General features: G+C 38.8%; 10 protein-coding genes. 2 read left to right on the forward strand and 8 right to left on the reverse strand.

Annotation, left to right across the window (positions count from 1 at the left end):
- Window positions 1-21: 21 nt before the first annotated feature.
- The 3 genes from SOLCA_RS10465 to SOLCA_RS22330 all read right to left on the reverse strand — a co-directional run bounded on the left by SOLCA_RS10465 (window position 22) and on the right by SOLCA_RS22330 (window position 5124).
- Window positions 22-1965: a T9SS type A sorting domain-containing protein gene (locus SOLCA_RS10465; protein WP_014680419.1), complete on the reverse strand. Its 1944-nt coding sequence runs from the start codon at window positions 1963-1965 to the stop codon at window positions 22-24.
- Window positions 1966-2185: 220 nt separating this feature from the next.
- A complete protein-coding gene (locus SOLCA_RS10470; RefSeq protein WP_014680420.1) occupies window positions 2186-3523 on the reverse strand; it encodes an ATP-binding protein in 1338 nt (445 codons plus the stop codon).
- Window positions 3524-3594: 71 nt separating this feature from the next.
- Window positions 3595-5124 (reverse strand): eCIS core domain-containing protein, encoded by a 1530-nt coding sequence (locus SOLCA_RS22330; RefSeq protein WP_014680421.1) that lies wholly within the window; start codon window positions 5122-5124, stop codon window positions 3595-3597.
- A gap of 169 nt (window positions 5125-5293) precedes the next feature.
- Here SOLCA_RS22330 and SOLCA_RS10480 point away from each other — a divergent pair, with 169 nt between their 5' ends.
- Window positions 5294-5752, forward strand: a complete 459-nt coding sequence (locus SOLCA_RS10480; protein WP_014680422.1) for a helix-turn-helix domain-containing protein — start codon at window positions 5294-5296, stop codon at window positions 5750-5752.
- 4 nt (window positions 5753-5756) lie between these two features.
- The gene (locus SOLCA_RS10485) at window positions 5757-6320 is read left to right on the forward strand and encodes a PIN domain-containing protein (RefSeq protein ID WP_014680423.1); all 564 of its coding nucleotides are present in this window, start codon (window positions 5757-5759) and stop codon (window positions 6318-6320) included.
- Window positions 6321-6422: 102 nt separating this feature from the next.
- Here the strand turns inward: SOLCA_RS10485 and SOLCA_RS22335 are convergent, their stop codons facing one another.
- From SOLCA_RS22335 to SOLCA_RS10510, 5 genes are all read right to left on the reverse strand, one after another.
- Window positions 6423-7871 carry an eCIS core domain-containing protein gene (locus tag SOLCA_RS22335; RefSeq protein ID WP_014680424.1) on the reverse strand — a complete coding sequence of 483 codons (1449 nt, stop codon included), beginning with the start codon at window positions 7869-7871 and terminating at the stop codon, window positions 6423-6425.
- A gap of 53 nt (window positions 7872-7924) precedes the next feature.
- Entirely contained in the window at window positions 7925-11995 is a 4071-nt protein-coding gene (locus tag SOLCA_RS22340) for an eCIS core domain-containing protein (protein WP_014680425.1), read from the reverse strand.
- A gap of 85 nt (window positions 11996-12080) precedes the next feature.
- Window positions 12081-13670 (reverse strand): eCIS core domain-containing protein, encoded by a 1590-nt coding sequence (locus tag SOLCA_RS22345; protein WP_014680426.1) that lies wholly within the window; start codon window positions 13668-13670, stop codon window positions 12081-12083.
- A gap of 25 nt (window positions 13671-13695) precedes the next feature.
- Window positions 13696-14961, reverse strand: coding sequence for a contractile injection system tape measure protein (locus SOLCA_RS10505; RefSeq protein WP_014680427.1), 1266 nt, complete (start codon window positions 14959-14961; stop codon window positions 13696-13698).
- A gap of 4 nt (window positions 14962-14965) precedes the next feature.
- Window positions 14966-18712 (reverse strand): hypothetical protein, encoded by a 3747-nt coding sequence (locus tag SOLCA_RS10510; protein WP_157604552.1) that lies wholly within the window; start codon window positions 18710-18712, stop codon window positions 14966-14968.
- Between the last annotated feature and the right edge of the window lie 4 nt (window positions 18713-18716).

Raw genomic sequence — 18716 nt, forward strand, 5'->3', positions numbered from 1 at the left:
GCGGGTATAGTTTACTTATGATTAGTGAACCATAAACTTTTTGGTTTCAATTCCCTTGGATGTTTGTAGTATTACGATATACATTCCGGGCACCTGCAATGAGTTCATAAAATGATACTCTGATTTATCACTGCTTTTTATTTCTTTAAGAATGCTACCGTTTAAGTCACATATCTTAAGTATTACAGCCTCAGGTTCATTTAATGATACTGATACGTTATAATTATCTCCAACAGCCACCGGAGCCGGAAATACATCAAATTTTCTTGCTACGGATCCAGAAACTATGATTTCATCCGAAAAACTACATCCTAGTGAATTCGTTACTGTTACAGTGTAAATACCAGACTGAGATACCTTTATCTTTCCTGCATCACTGCTAAAACCATGACTACTCGTCCACTTATAGGTTACAGCACTTGAATTGTTGATATGTGCAGTTGCGTCTAAGATGATTTCTTTATTCGGTGAGAGTTTTAAGTCCTGGTCTTCTCCAAGGTTTACAATTAACTCATCAGGTAGATTAAGAGAAAATGTGCGTTCTACCACATCATTCTTGCTATCCTTCAATTTAAAGGTATAATCTCCTGCACTCAATCCGTTGATTGTGATGTTTTCCGCACCTTCGCCTTTATGAAAGGAGTTTTGTGATGAATTTCTTAATTCATACTGATAAGGACCTCGTCCGCCGATTACCTTTAAGACAACACTTCCTCCATTAGAAGCTGAACAGGTTGGTTGTACTTGTGAGGTAATCATAGCAAACAGTGGTTTTGATTGAGCAAAGCCAAATACATCACTTCCTGATTGATCTGTATCCCATTTGATATTTGCGAAATGAGCTACACTATCAGCAGATATACTATCCGGAAAAATATACTCCAGCTTATCTTCCGAAAAATCTCCCTTACCACTTCTATCTATAACTAACCAATAGCCTAATGAATCAGCAGGGAATTTTGAAATTTTAACCTGTAGTTCCGTAGGCAACTTTGATGCACTGTTCCCATTCACCTTCATAAGCCATTGCCGTTGGAGAAAAGAAACAGCCGCATTTTGCTCAGAACCCTGTTTTATAGCAAGAGGTTTGTTATTGTCGCCCCACAATAAAAAGTTCTTATCATCAATTTTAGCAGTATTACTATCATTAGATTTAGCTAGATTGTTAACACTTATCGTTAACAAATTGATACCGTCATACGAACTTTTAGCTTGTTTTTGATACAGTGAATAAACATCATCCCTTCCAATTCCTGTTATTCTGTTTGAAAACTGCTGATTATCTTTTGCACTCCATAAGACAAGCTCATCAGAACTTATATAATTACTCTTTAAAGGAATTCCATACTTTATGGCCAAATAGGTTTCGAATTGAAGCTTGACCATCGGCTCTAAAACCTTATCAAAAACAATGTATTCAGCAATTCCCCCTTTAAACAACCGGTTACCGGAAGCCTTACCTGTATTTCCCAATATTAAAGAAGCGTTTGTGCTTAAAACTGATGTTCCGATCCAATTTTGAGTAATGGTGTTAATTACCGGAATCTTCTCATTCTGACCATAAAAATCAATTGCACTATCAGGACCGGTTATGTGCCTTGTTGTTAACAGAACTTTTCTTGACAGCGCATTTTCTGTACTCCATACATTTCGTTCTGTTGTATCAGGAGATTGAAATACTGTTATTACCGTTAATCCTGATAAACCTTCGAAACTGTAGGGTATTTTCATTTGGTCATTTACCCCATCAAAAACCATTACAGGATTATAATTTAAAATTCCGGTTTTGGATGGATTTTCGTCCTTGGCAGCAGTAGCATCATGTTGATTACCACTAATATCTGTCCAAATGGTTGTTACAGCAGCACTACGGTCACCTCTTAGCCAGATCACTTGCGCAGATACAGAAATTACGCAAATGCTAAAAGAAAGCAGCAGAGCCATAAAAATGATCAATTTTCTCATAAAGTATGCTTTTCTTGGTTACTAATTCAGCGCTTTTAGATAAGCTAATTAGCTAATTATTTAGATGTTATAGTTCTTTTAACGACAACACTTTCTCAAATGTTTCATTATAAGAAATTATAATAACCTTTATGACATATACTTTCTGATGCGTAACACTCCCAGGCGTGTTTTGATCATTTAAACTTATTATCAACTATTTACAAACAGCAGCGATAAATCAACTTACAAACACCTTCTCTTCCTTTTCATATTCCCGCTTTATGCCTTCAATAAGATCTTTCTTTTGGATGACCGAGCTATTTTTATGGATGGTCTGCAAGGATGCATAATGAACAACACTAATGATGGATGATCCGGTAAGCTCATACTTGTTCGACAGCATTTTCAAATCTATATCATCAGCTAATTTTGCTTTAGGAGGGATTGACGTCTTCCAGATTTCGTACCGTTCATTTGTGTTGGGCATAGGAAAATGAACAATGGCATTAAAGCGGCGAACAAATGCCTGGTCTATATTACTCTTATAATTAGAAGCTAAAATGATGAGTCCCGGAAAGTCTTCTACCCGCTGCAGCAAGTAAGAAACTTCCTGATTGGCGTATTTATCATGCGCATTTTGCACATTGGTACGTTTACCGAACAACGCATCAGCCTCGTCAAAAAATAATATCCAATCTTTGTGTTCGGCTTTGTCAAAAACTTTCTCGAGATTTTTTTCTGTTTCGCCAATGTATTTTGAAACAATTTGCGACAGGTCTATACGATAAACTTCTTTCTGAAATTGCTTCCCTAAAAGAGTGGCGGTTAATGTTTTACCGGTGCCAGATGGACCATAGAACAACGCCCGGTAGCCAGGTTTAACTTTATTAGCCATTTCCCAATCATTCATCAATGCTTGATTATGATCGAGCCACAATTTGATATCCTGTATTTGCGTCTCTGTTTTGGTATTAAGCACCAAATCATTCCAATTCAGTTTTGTAGAGATGCTCTTTGCGGGAAAATCAGGTCCAAATACCGGTTTAGAAATTGTACCGATCGTAAACAGATCAATATAATCCGGCTGCAGTATTATCTTTCCGCTCATACGAGGTTCTCCGTCACGAAGCTGCTCTAGGCTAAGTATATGCTCTTTTGCAAAAAAATGATCAGGCGAAAAATAATGGGCTACTTGCATTCTTTTAGTAATATCATTTCCTCCAAGAATAAATAAGGCTGTTTCTCCGGTTGGTATAGTTCCACGATGGTTATTTCCCTTTACTCCTCCTATTTCCGCAAAATCACCACCATTAGGTAAGTAGGTTTGAATTATAGCATCAAAAAAATTGGGTTGAATATGTGGTGTTAAAGCCAATAGCAACACAATATACTCTTCGATATTTACCTGATAATGCACCAAAAATCGATTAATCGGCGCGTTAATATCTTCCAGCACAATCTCAGGATAAGCAAAAGGGGCAGCCGTATCTTTCTGAAAAAACAATTGCAACCTCCGGTCAATTGTTTCCTGAAGAAACGCGAGTGAACAAGTAATGGTGTGTTGGTAGCTTTGCAAGGGCTTAATGCTTTTACCTAAAAATACTTTTTTTTATTGAGGTAAAAAATGGCTAATGATGGAGCTGCTTACTAATGTCCTTTGAGCACATTTTGCGGAGCAACCAATTTTAGCTTGAGCCAGTAAGTAGATCCGCTTTCTTCTCCTCCGGTTATCGATTCTCGTTCTACTTGTACATCCAGAAAGTCAGTAAAGCGATAACCAAGTCCTAAATTGTAAGATCCAACAGTACTGGCATCCTTTCCAACCTGGAATCCACCGCCAACAGAACCAAAACCAAAACCACCTCCTTGTTTTTTTGGATCAACCCTGATGCCTACGGTTGCCAAAAAACTAGCATTAATTCCCGGTTCGTCAGTAATACCTAAACTGGTATCCACTCCAAAGGTTAAGTAAGAGTTTATTGGTATTATTGGTAATGGCCGGTCTCTTTTCTCCAAACCGATGCCTAATTTTAGGTCGAAATTGGTACCTCCACCAAGACTAATGGTCGGTAAAAAACCGCGTCGTTCGGCAAATTTATTAAACCTCGGCAGTCCTTTACTACCCAGGTAAAGTCCAAAAGCACCTAATACTGCTGGTACCCAAAGGCTGTTAGCTCCAAATCCTCCCTTTGGCAGCCCAATACCCATTGTAATGCCTGTAAAAGCACCAAAGCTTCCTCCTATCAAATTCGCATCTTCTGTAGCAATATCACCAATTAAATGTCCCATTGATCGTTGACCTCTTTGGGTAAATGGCTGAGGCGGATCGGTAAGTTTCATCGGAATATCACAAGTGCCATCTTTTAACTGCCCGGAAACAGCAGATACAAAATCTGGACTTGATTCTTTAAAAGCGCCCGTATCTTTGTCGAAGCAGTATTGATCACCGGGTGGATGTCCTTTAGCGGCAGGAATTTCCCGATAACATTGCAACCCCGGATGCAATTTCCCCGACTCAGCAGAATCGCGACACCATTTGCCTTTTTTTACTAAATTTTCAATATCCGATTGAACGGGTGTTTTTTTCTGACGTTGAATATGATTCGAAGTAGTTGATTGCTGCATCACATGTGCTAATTCATGAGCCAACAGTCGTTTGCCTTCAAGGGTATTCGGCTGATATTGTCCGTCACCAAAAACAATATGGTTACGGTGTGTATAAGCCCTTGCATTAATAGCGGATGACGATTGATGTGCATTTTCATCAGTATGAATCCGTACGTGGTTAAAGTCGGCTCCAAACCTTGATTCCATAAAACTTCTCGTACCCATATCCAATGATTGTCCGGAGGTATTAACCGTTTGGTAAACACTTGCAGGAACATTCACATTTGGGTTATTGATTGAACCTGGTTTTAACTGCAATTTTTCTTCCTCTTCGCAATGCGAACATTTACGTTGGATAGAAGAAGTTTCTGTGTCTTTGGATCGAAAGAAGGAATGGTTAACATCAGCCGTACGAATAATTTGATCTGCAACAGCATCTGCCTGCTGCTCGTAGCTATCATTTGGCTGATTAACGGTAAGTTTTGGTTGAATAAATGGCGCAAAGAAATGTGAACTGTTTGGATTCGTAACAGCTTCCGAAGAGGTGGATTTATAGCTAAAGGATAACATGCCTCTGTAGATAGATAGCAGATTTTAACTACTTAAGTTACGAAATATAATGCGTTAAAAAGATCAGGTGTTGAATATTTGCGAGAATCCTATTTTTAAGGAATAGATATCCTACAATAACTTGTTTCGTTTATTTCGTTTATGTACCTTTGTTAAAACAACGAGTTTTATGGAAACAGTATTGGAACGTACTTCAAAAGCTGATCAGGAAATTGCAAAAAAGTCGATTTCCAAAATTCGGAGAATTAATTCCTTAAAAACCAGTATTACTGATACAGGCTTTATCCAGTTTACTTTTCAGGGAAGTGATGAGCCTTTGTCTATTCCTAAAAAAGCTATGGCATTATTAAATGTAATATTAGATAATATGGCACAAGGTAAATCTATCACCTTACTACCATCTGATTCTGAAATAAGTACTCAAGAAGCTGCAGATATTTTAAATATTTCCAGGCCATATCTCGTTAAGCTAATTGAAGATGGTGCAATTCCATTTAAAAAAGTTGGTACGCACAGAAGACTAAACTTAAATGATGTAATTGAATATGACCTTCGAATGAAAAAGATTAGAGATAAGAAATTGGAAGAGTTGGCAAAATTAGCGCAAGAAATGAATTTGGGCTATTAAAAGAATGATTGCAATATTAGACGCCAACGTATTATATCCTGCTCCCTTACGTGATTTTTTGATGCATCTGGCAAACGTGAAGCTTTATCAACCAAAATGGAGTGCTCAAATTCAAGAAGAATGGGTTAGAAATTTATTAATCAAACGACCAGATCTTAATATGAATGGTATTAAGAGAACAGTTGATTTAATGAATGAAATCTTTCCAGATGCGAACGTAAACGGGTTTGGTAATTTGATAGATGGGCTTGATTTACCAGACCCTGATGATCGGCATGTACTTGCTGCAGCTATTAAATCAAAGTCAAAATTTATAATTACGCATAATCTTAAAGACTTCCCCAATACCGTACTAAAAGATTTTAATATAACCATATTACATCCTGATGACTTCGTTTTAGAATTAATAGAAAATAACGATGTATTGGTAATCGAAGCATTTATGAATCAGGTAAAAAAACTAAAAAATCCCTCACGAAAAGTTCCTGAAGTTTTAGATACGCTGTATAATCAGGGTTTAAAGAAAACTGTTGAACAGATAAAAGTAAAATTGAAAATTTTCGATTAATATACTTCTATATCAAGTAAACACCTGTAACACCTAGTAGCATTTATAAAAATGGCCCTATCGAAACCTTAATGAGAAAAGTCTCGGATAGACTGTTCTATATTATTTAAAACCACTACTTTTAAAATACTGATAAAGCTTTAGGTTCTTTTTCTTCAATAAATCAGGATTCAATTTATAAATTGCAAATGCCTCGGCAAATGCTTCGCGTTCATTTTTCTTTGAGTAAGGTGTTAACGGAGGTTTACCTTTTACCAGTTTCACAAACTCAGATTCAACCGAAGGATTTTTGTTGTACGCTGCTTCAGCTTTATCATGAATACGTTTTAATTCATCCAGTTTTGGCTTCATACCTTTTTGTTTGTCGGCAGAGGCTTTATCAAATTCTTTTTGATACTTATTTTGGAAATACATAGCCTCCATATATGGCCTCGATCTTGCATACATCATAGCATGACCAATTTCATGTAGTATACAAGGAACTCCCGGTGTTACCCCTGCTTTAGTTCCTACTGGTGTATCTGAAGTTCCATCAAAACAGAATTTCCAAAATTCAATGGTATATTCATTCCTGATAATGTCTTGAGTGGTAAGCCCTGCCACCACCTTGTCACCATCTTCAATCATTACATCACCCTGTTTGATAAATCGATAACCACGCAAGTTGGCAATCTCCGTATCGTTAAGCATAGAAAGCGCTTCCGATATCAATACAAGTTCTGATTTCAACCATTTTGCTCCACCGGTTTCAACTTTAATATTATAGGCTGTTTCCAGATCTGGTATTACTCTATCTTTAGTATTAGCATATTTGAAATAAACACGCTTATCGTTATAACAGAAAAAATAACTCTTACCATCAAAAAACACATCATAGACCTTTCCTTTAATTGGCGTATAACCATCTAAAGCGGCAAAATCGTGCTGGTTTTTTACAGATACCCAGGCCTGGCTCCTTACACTTTTATCGGCACAAGCGCGTTGTATACGAGGATTACCAGCTTTGGTTTGCTGAATCACATGTGTGAGTTCATGAGCTAGCAGTTGTTTACCTGCATCAGTTTGTGGCTGATATTGTCCAGCAGCAAATGCAATATGATTAGCGTGTGTATAGGCTAAGGCATTAATAGCTGTAGACGATTCATGAGCATTGGAATCATCATGAATATGGACATTACTAAAATCATGGCCAAACCTTGATTCCATGAAATCTTTAGTTGGATTATCTAATGATTGTCCAGCGGAATTAATCACCTTAAATGCACCTGAAGAAACTTCGCTAGTGGAATTATGATTGGAGTCCGACTTTAATTGTAATTTTCCTCCTTGCTCACAAGAATCACATTTACGTTGAATCTGTGACACTGCGGGTTTAAAGAACGTTTGTGTTGATTCACTATTTCCCCCTCCCATCACCTTTTCTGCAACGGTATCTGCTTCCTGTTCATCGCTATCATTAGGCTGACTAATGATCGATTTGGACTGCATTCGAGGTTTAAAAAAAATCGACCCTTTACTTGGAGCAGAACGAATTAACCTTTGTTTATTCATTTGTTTCGGATATAAATGAAATTATTGCCTCATTACTGGGTATATCAATTTAACTACGGAAGTTCTTTTGCTTTGGTATCGCATCGCACTCCTTTTGGAAGCACCGACTCTCTGGTTCCAATTTTTTTCGGTTCGTTATCATCCGAAAAATACTCAAAGACAAACCGTTGCGAAATGATGTAAAACTGTCGACCACAATGTCCACTACGTGCATTTGCCTGATCTTTAGGACTAGGTTTAGGCGCATCTTTATCATCGAAAGGATGTGTATGAACATTTCCCACTATCATACCTGAAGCTCTGATAGCTCCACATGGAATATTGGTTTCTATAACTCCGGTAGCCATATTCAATGGTTTACCCATATAAACAGCATCCTCCGGATCGCGATGCAATGTATGATCACGGTCCTTCCAGTAAACAAGAGCAAACTCCCTAGGTTCAAGTCCGCCTTTGTTGAATGGATCATCGTCAGATAAAAGCAACTCAGTACATGCCCATAGCAAAGCCATTTGTTCCTTTACTCCTGGCTCTTCAATAAGTCTCTTTTCGTCTTTGGCAGCTATTAATGGAGGTAAGGTAAATCTCAGGAAAGTTCCATTCTGATCGCTTGATAATTTTTTTATAGCTTCTGTATTCAGTATCACTTTTTTAGCCTGATTTTGCTGATCAAGTTTTTCAAGTCGAAGTCCAAGCGCTTTTGACAAACCATTCAATCCATTTTTTCCAATACCCGGACTATCAATTAATACCGATCTGTTTTCTCGTTCATTGTCGATCTCCGAATAAGGCAACATTCGTCCTGTATTGGGGTTTATTCTTACCGTTATGGTAAGCGTATCAAAAACATAACCCAAACGAGGCATGTCTTTACCTGCCTGATTATTGGCGATTTCTTCCTCGGTGAAAACCTTAAGGGTATCAACAATTTGTTTTATTAACGCCATATATTCAGGCAAGTCCATTCCTTCACCTCCAGAAGGCGCTTTTCCAGGACCTACCATTGAAACAAACTGTCGGTTCAAATCTATATTTCCTGCGGTTGGGGTCCCAAATCTGGCCAATCGGAAGTCTGCAGCTGCATCCGATGTTTCTATGGTTCTAAATACACCATCAATTAAAACATTTTCAACCTCACCCTGATTTAAAGGATCATTTTCTGGTAGATCCAAGTTTCCTCTTTTACGTTTAAAATCGACCTTAATATTTTGAGCGATTTCATATACTTTACCTTCCATCGGAATAACAGTGAACCGATCTAATGGCCCTCCAAGCCGGCGTGCTACTAACCAGATGGCTATCTTCGTATGATGTTGAAGTGTGTCTAAGAAATTGGCATTAACAATTGGATTATCGTTAAAGAAACCAAGCGTTAAAGCAAAGTTGGAATCCATTTGCCAGGTGCTGTTTAATTTTACCTGTCCTTCGGGGTCAGGTCTTTGCATGGCATTCATCGACATCCATGGTAATGGTACCTGTGGATTTCCCTTTATTTCTGCTGCTCTTGTGGGCACAGGGAGCTTTTGAACTACTTCATGACCAGTTATGTATTGGGCAATGGTGAGATCATCAAGTATCGATTGCATAAACCCAATTTCATAATCATTAAATACATTTTCATTACCCACTAATGAAACAGTGGATGATGGCTTAATAACGGGTGATGCTTCTGCTGTTTTAATTGTCAGATTTTGATTTAAGGCAGGACCTGTGCTTTTTTTCGGAGCAATCCTGATCGATTCATGTGCACCCTTCTGTTCCAGGCCAAAATCTGTATTTTGAGGCTTAAACACTGTTTTTTCACGTTTTTTGGCACCTTTAGGCGGACTTAATAATCGGCTGGGTTGTGGAACTGCTGCACATAAAGGAGGCTCCATCAATTGAAGTGGGTCATCTTCAATTGGCTCTGATACGCCTGTTGATTTACCACTTGGTGATTTTCCGGCACTGGCTTGAGTACCCAGACAGGCTGAAAATCCTGCTAAAAATACCAGGTGAAGTCCTACCTCATGACGCATTTTTTTATCTTTTCTTAATCGGGAAATCGTTTGCGAATTATCATCTTCCAATAAGTTTTTATTGGATGTAAGCACATCATTATTAATTACCGCATGATGAAATGCCATATCTATTAAACGGCCCATAATGCATTCCAGTGGATTATCTGCACGCAATGATGTATTTGATAATCGTACGGTATTTACGCCAATTCCTTCCTCTACTCCATCAGCATCGACTGTCAATAATTCATCTTTATCGCCCAACGGAGATTGAATATGTAAACGCGTAACAGCCTGTCGAACAGTTTGAGTGGTTCCACAAGTCCAGAAAGATAAATAAGCATCAGCACCCAGATTATATTGTCCCGATAAGAGAATTTTAGCCGCTTCCTTTATCAGCGCGGCCTTTTGTTCAGCTGTTTTTGCTTCCTTAGGTTTATCATTTAAAGGATTTATACGACCTTCATCAACGTGTATAACCACCACTCTATTTTGAGAGAAGGCAGTTTCATTATTTCCTTTGGCAAATTTATCTGTAGCCCCAATGCCACTCACTTCCTTGATTTGCTCTGACAAAACTCCGGCATTCATCAATTCCCGCGCAACTCGTAAGGCCCGGTGGCATGAAAGTCGTTTATTCGTATCCTTAGTTCCCTCTTCACTGGCAAATCCATGGATTGTAAATGAGGCACTGGCAGCTTGTTTATGCGCAAATGTTTTAACATTTTTAGCGGTTTCGCCTAAAAAAACATCAGAACCCGTACAGAAGAAGAAAAATCGCCGTTGCAAACTTGCCTCAGTACCCTCGAGCACCATAGTAGGTTGATCGCAGTCAATATCAGGCTTCACATCGCCTATGTTTTTAGGCGCATCTTTACAGGCAGGCTCATCGGGGGCTTCCCCAAGTGGTTCCTGGAGATACAAAATTGCAATACGATTTGCTTCCGGTGTATTTCCAAATTCTTTAGTCGGACCTTGTGATGCGGTTTCAATTCGTCGGCTTATTTCAGCATCTTGTTCTGTTTTAGATTTGTCCATGCTGTTTCGTCGCATTGTAGCTGAAAGAGCCTCCAAAATGGTGTTAGCTCTGCGACACGCCAAAACAAAATTATAATCCTTATTCCCCTCTAAACTTGCATAACCATGAATCAGAAAACGACTCGATTTGAAATTGGTCTCCAAAATTTTATCGAGATCATTTAACTGATTGGGGTCAATAAGCGTGCTTGAATCGGCACAAAAATTAAAACGTTTCATCGCTTTTGAGCCGATATGTGTACCTATTGGACAAGGCGGATCAGGAAATATAAACCCTTCATTAGTGGGAACTTTAGGGCACTTTGAACTTTTATCACCTGAGAAAATATCTGTTTCTGTACCAGGTGTTTCTTTACGTTGAATAGTGCCTAAATCCGTATTGTGTGAAATTTGATGAGTCTGTATTGATGGGTTTTGCTGCAACACATGGGTTAATTCATGTGCCAATAATCTCTTGCCTGAAACAGTATTCGGCTGATACTTACCTGCAGCAAATACGATATGATTTCCATGTGTATAAGCTAATGCATTGATGCCGGCGGACGATTGGTGAGCAATTGAATCATTATGGAGTCGAACATTCCCGAAATCATATCCAAACCTCGGTTCCATAAATGCTCTTGTTATGGCATCCAATGGGACGCCTTTTGAGTTAATCACTTCATTTACAACTGAAGGGACAGCCATTCCCGCTTTTACACCCTCTATTCCTTTCATTTGTACTTTTCTATCTTCCTCATGACAGTGGGTACATTTTCTTTGTAAAGGAATATCTTTTATAGGATTTGGCTCAAGAGGCTCTGATTCTTCGTTATCTTCTTTTCGATTCAATTCTTCTTCTTCACACGCAGCACATTTCTTTTGAACAACAAGAGGAGCTGGTTTTGCTGCTACCTCCCTGTTATCAGACATACTCATCACTTTTTCGGCGGTTGCATCTGCTTCATGTTCATAAGGGTCATCTACAGGTCCAATTGTCAATTTAGGCTGTAAAATTACGGGAGCAAAGAATGGCTTTTTTTGCTTACTACTGTTGATTAGTTTAATGCCAGATTTCGCTGATATCGCTGTTATGCAAGTTTGCATTGCCTCCGTAAGTTTAACAGGTTTATACTTTGACTAACTGTTATAAATTCAATTCACTCCTTTCATTCATTTCATTTAGGTATTACTAAGCATTTGCAAATACAGTAGCGCAATCTGTTGCATCCAAATCTTCAGCTGTAGCTGCATTAGTTGGATGCATCAATTTTGTCGTTACTCCCGGAGCATGACCGGGACTATTAAGCAGTATATGTCCAAATTCATGTGCAAGAGATCGAGGCATAGCCGAATTGCTCACAAATGAAAAATTTAAACGGCTAGCAGCTAATCCGGTTGCACAATACGGAGGAAAACTCATTGCCCTATCTCCAGTACTTATTGTATCGACATAAAAAACCTTGAAGCGTGAACTGACCCGTGGAGATAATTTTGCAACAAGGCTTGATTCTTCAGCAGAAAGTGCCGCACATGAATTGGCTACATTTAACTCCGTATTGCCCTTCAGTATTATATCAGATTCTGCATTGCTTAATGAGAACCCTTTGCCCATTTCAAATTTTACACAACATTGATTAAAAACTGTATTTGCATAATCCAAATCAGCCCCCGGATTACGAGTCGAACCCCTGAATGATACAAAATCAACTTTGATGGTTTTAAATGCCGGACATCCAGTGGTTGCTCCTCTTGATGTTCCCGCGGGAGTTGGTGAATTGGTAAAACGCTGATCAAGCCAGCCCATGGTTGTAGGCCCAACAACTCCATCCCGGTCTATGCCACTTAACCCTGAAGCCCGCTGAAATGTCTTTACAGCATTTTCTGTTTCCGCACCAAATTTACCGTCGACACCGTAAACAGGTAAAGTCATTCCTGAATCGATCAGCGCTTGTTGTAAAATTTTTACCGCAGGTCCTTTATCGCCTTTACGTAACAGTTGTTCGTTGTCATATAAGGCTTCTAAAACTATGTTCCCTTTAAATCGTGCAGCGTTCAAATCATGGCCGTCGCCTATTCTCCGTTGAACAGCTTGTTGTTGACCGGCTCTCTGTTGCACCACATGGGTTAACTCATGTGCAAGCAATTGTTTTCCTGCATTTGTATCAGGTTGGAATTGACCCGAACCAAACACTACATGATTGGCATGCGTATATGCCTTTGCATTTATTGCCGTTGAAGATTGATGGGCTAATAAATCATTATGAATTTGAACATTACTGAAATCATAACCAAACCTTGATTCCATAAATGATCGAGTAGCTGCATGCAATGGTTCTCCTTGCGAATTGATTACCTGGTTGACAATGGAAAGAGCTCCTAAACCTCCTTTAGCACCATCGGCACCTTTCATTTGTAGGTTTCGTTCCTCTTCTTCACAGTGGGCACATTTCCGCTGCACGGGAATATCCTTAATGGCAGATAATTCGTCAGCAACTGCAGGGGCTTCATCTTCCTTGCGGTTCAATTCTTCTTCTTCACAAGCGGCGCATTTTTTTTGGATAACAATAGGTGATGGTTTAGCTTGCAAAACATCCTGCTCAGGCGTGCGCATCACTTTTTCGGCCACTGAATCTGCTTCACGTTCATAAGGATCATCAACAGGACCAATCGTTAATTTGGGTTGTACGATTACAGGGGCAAAAAACGGCTTGTTTTTTTGCTGATTACTATTGACTGTATTTCCAATCTTTTCCGTTATCCCTGTTACGTGAGTTTGCATTGCCTGATAAATTAAGCATGATACGTTAACACCAGTCGGTATGTACAATTTCTTTCATCCACGGTAACCTGATTACTCCAAAACCCCAAGGTAAATAACCCAGTAAAATATCGGTTGATTTTTGCTCTACAGTTAACAGCCAGCCATTGTCAACAGGACTTAACTTTCCGTTACGCTGTAAAAAGGTTTCTCTTAATGCATCAATCCCGGTATTTTTTAAAGCACTCCAATGAACGATTACATTTTTCAAAAGCGTTTCACACTCATTTTTTGCTTCATGATCAAGTGCTACATCAGTTCTGATAATATTATTGATAGCAAAGCCGCAGAGAATTTTGTTGAGCATCAGGTTAAACTCCGCTGCTTTTTCATTGCCTGTTACCAAATAATCCAGTACCAACACCGCTTTAGTTTGCGCTAACTCGTCAATCCATTCATTTTCATGGATAAGTTTTAACTGCTCAAATAAAATTGACAAGAAAGGATGCAGCAGAATTAACCCAGCATTAGTGATGTAGCAATTATTATCTTCTTTCTTATTAATGTTCTTATCAATGGTTTTATCAATTTTCTCATCAATGGCTTTATTTTTTGCCAGGGCTTTGTCCACCAGTTTTTCGAGTAGCTGTTCGGTTGGATTATCATGGTGATCAGAAGCCAGCATCTTTAAAATTGCCCCATCAACAGCCTGCCTATTTAATGTTGAATCCAGTTTTGAAATCCGTGAATTAAGCTCACTTCTCTCCCATTGTCTTTCTTTAGTTAATTCAGTAATAACCGTTGACGTAAACTTTTCCGAAAACTGCAAAGCCAGGCGTTCCGCAATTTTTGGATACTCCTTTATTTTTTCTGTTAACTTGGCTAAAAGTTCATTATTTACACTTATCAATTGTTCCAATTCATTAATTGAATTAACCCGATTATTCCAGGGAAAGGAACCGTTTTCAAGAAAAAAGAGGAAGATTTCGGGAGCCGTTAATTCTTCAACCTTTGCATCCTTGATTTCTCTTTTATTTACAGGACTAAGTTTTTCCCTTAGCTTTTGAATGATCTGCTCTGCAAGGCCCTCTTCCCAATCTTTTTCGTTCAAAACTTCGCATTCAATCTCCAGTTTCTCAACAGAAGCGTAATATTTTTCACCAAACAGTTCATCAAGTAATTGCTCCATACCAGGCTCCAACCGATCATAAAACAGATCAGCCAGTCGGTTTTGCAATCCATTATCGTTTTCCATGTTTTCAAACTGAATATCTATGGACTGACGTTGGATGATATGGGCTCCTGCTTTCATCTTTTTATCCTACAATAATGTCGAGTGCCACTTTTGTCTCCAATAAAGCGAAACAACCGTTGCTTGATTTGATACCAATTACGCGGACTGTTGGCTGTTCCTGAGATGGCAATAGCTGCACTTTCTGAGGCGCCACCTGATCCGAATACAATGGGATTCCGGTATGGAAATACCAGAAATACTTATCAAAAATAGGTTTCGTACTGAAGTTGAAGAACGGCTGGTTAAACTCAACCTGGCTTCCTTTGATCTCATCGATCTTTAACGTTTCGTTGCATTTGTTTACAACCTTCCCAGTGCATTTATTAACCTGTACACAGCCGAATGGCGGTACAATTACCTTAGTTTGTCGTTGTGTATCAACTATGGTTACCCCATCTTTATCATAAATAATATTCAGAATGAGTTGCTCGTCGCTGAAGCTCATAAACACTTCTAACGTTAATGTAACCTCATGACAATCGAATTTATCAATGATCCAAAGTTGATTTTCAGCATCATAGGTAAACATTGGCTTATTATTGCCAATAAATTTGGCAGGTATAACATTGTTTATCTTTTCAGTAAGCGCTTTAAAAATGGAATCGAAATTAGTGGCGAGGATGACGTTATGAACTGATTCAAATACTTCTTTAAAAACAGGCATCAGATTAATTACTGTTTCCTGGTTATTTTCATCAACTAATCTCAATTTTGCACCTCTTGTTTCATGGACAATCCTGGTTCCTACAGGTTTGGCAACCCATAAGATATAGCGACAAGCTTGCGAGTTACCATCACAAGGTAAGTTACATGGTGGCTGACAGGTATGGCTCTTAATGACGATTTCTGCAGTTTTTCCGGCCGCATCCTTTACGGTAACTTTTGTATCCGGACTGCCACTTGCCAGTACAATGGTATTGTTAGTTTGTTCAACATTATTTACAATGAATGTGTATGGACCAGTACCGCCACTTACCTCTAACCTTACTGAATAAGATGTACCTTCCGTATTACAAATAGGTTGGTCTGCAAAAACACTTAACGGCAATGGTTCAGGTGGTTGCAATACATAAGAAACAGGCGTGCAATCACTGCAACATATGTATGGAACATAAAAATCGGCTATTACCGTTCCAGAGGCGAATGAAAAACCCGGCCTTTCCGGGGCTTTTCGCAATGCCGCCAATAAAGCCTCCCTTGAAGCCTCCGGAATATTAATATCAGTCTTTAAATAATCTTTTACCGCATTTGTTAAAAAAGTAAACTGTTCCGGACATTTAAATTCCACAGCTGTTTGCAATTCCTCTGTTGCCGCCTTGAGTTCAGCATCCGGTACATCTCTGGCAAGCAGATCAGGATGTTTGGCAAGCATTAGCCTGCCTAAGTTTTTATTAACAAATAAAGCACTTATATCAAATCTTCTGTTTCGGGTTTCCTCATAATAAACCAAGATAAAGGTACCGCCTTTACTCACACCCGCTTTATGCTCGATGCCTCCATGAGCTTTAAAGTAATTATTAAACTTTCGGGCAAGTGCATATTGATTCATGCGTCGACGGTATTCATCTTTCAATGCTTCCAGCTTTTCTACTATACAGGTACTCAAAAAGACCTGAACCTTATCAGTGATCACCCTCAACTGTTTCGCAAGGTTCTTTACCTCTTTCTCATAACGGATGTAGGCATTTTTAAATTCAGTAAGGTTTAGCTCCGAAAGTTCATTGTTCAGCAAAATTTTAAACATGCTCTCAATACTATCGATCAGTTCAAAGAACCTGAAATACAAGCTGGCAGCTCTTATTTTGGTATTCAGTGAAATCGGATTGGTGAAAATATTGTCGGAAATATTGGATAAATAAATATCACCGATAGAGCCTTTTCTGACACCGCAAATCCTCAATATTGAACTTCCTTTTACGTAATTTTTGGTGATATGAGCCTCACTTACCAGTCGCGACAAAACCGGATGATTGACCGCTAATCCATCAAAATCGGTTTTACCGATCAGTTCATTCACTTCAAGATCTTCATCTTCTTCATTAGTTGCCGCGGCTGCTACAGCTTTTGCTTTCGATCTTACCGCAACGAGCTCAAGTGGTTTTGGGCTAAAGTCAAACCTGTAAATACTACAGAAAGCATCATGCAGTTTACAGATAAATTCGGCGATGATGATCCGGTAATCTGCTTCTAAATCCTGGATAACACATTGAGGTTCCTCTCCTTTTAATATAGCCCCTATATAGTCGGCACTCAATGCAATCACTTCGGCAGGAAGATTATATTCTTGTTTGATGTTGATTATGCCTGGCAATGCAACACCCACTTGCTTGCCAATGTGACCCTCTACTCTGAAAAAGTTATACTTTTCAATATCAAATAATAACGGATCCCTAACCAACAGATTGGTTGGATCTGCATATTCATTACTCTTATAACTTAAATTATAATCGGCTTCACCATGCAGTGTTTTTTTGTAGTTCCAAAACTTAAACAAAGCAGGTTGGTTAGCTCCTCCGATCACATTATAATAATAGGGTATGCAACGTTCAGATAAATGGGATTTTCCAAGGTTACTTGGTGTAATCTTAATGACCCTCTTTTCGAATAAAGTGGCATCATCTGTCGAAAAGTTCTGAATTAATAATTTCAACCGGGCAAAAAGAAAACGGACCTCTCCTAAGCGATAGTTTTGAGCATCAAACAGCGGCGAATAGATAAAAAACTCCCTGTAGGCTGATTGTTTACCCGGTAAAGTGTTAACGGTAGCTTCACCAAGCATTAGATGAAGTGGGAATCGCATCTCATCCATGCAACATTCGCTATACACGTAATAGGCTTTTTCCCTGAATTCATAATAGGCTTTAATCAGATCATCAAGAAAATCATAGAAGTATTGGATGAATAACGGGTTGGTAGTGACTATTTTCTGCCGGATTGACTTGAGTGTATTACCGACACCTCCAAAAGGATTTCCGCCTTGCTCATCAAGTAAATAACTATAATTGGTGAAACTACTGTTTAATGCTTCATCGATTTTATCAATAGTGGCATCATTGGTAATATCAGCAAATGCTGCTAATACGGCCGATGTGGTTAACAGATTTCTTACCGGAACATTGTATCGTTTGAGCTCAACATGAGGAAGGTTGTTTTTAGTAACCTGCCCTTTAGAGTCGGCATTGATTCGATCTAATACAGCCTTTTGTACCAGCAGTACTTTAGGCTCAAAATCCATACGACTGCCCTTATCATTACAATCATTTGTATCACAATTCTTTAACTTAATCTGTTCAGCTTCCAAAAATAACACAACAGCCAGCTCACTCAATGTCTGAACGCTCATAGCCGATAAAGCAACAGCAGTATTCTTGATCTCGGTACTTAATCCTTCTAATTCTTTCGCGCTGATCAACTGAAGCATCGGTTCGGTAAAACCTGGCTTATAGAAAGGGACAGAACCCGGCACACCGTTTCCACATTGAGAAATAAAGTCAAAGTCTTCCGGAAACTCAGGCGCAGTATAGGGGATGCAATGCGTGTATTCACTATCGCACAGTGTAATCAGAAACCCTTGAGATGTGAGTCCACAACCTTTTGATATCTTGATAGCTGATGAACTGACAGTAATTTCCAATCCACACACGATACCCGACCCGATTAATTTTGAACGGGTTAACCTGTTTTGCTCATCAAGATATTTGCGCAAATCATTCAGGTGATTATTAGTAAGCACCTGATCGGCATCAAATACAGGAAAACTGGTTTGCATACCC

Source organism: Solitalea canadensis DSM 3403, assembly GCF_000242635.2.
Lineage (GTDB): Bacteria > Bacteroidota > Bacteroidia > Sphingobacteriales > Sphingobacteriaceae > Solitalea > Solitalea canadensis.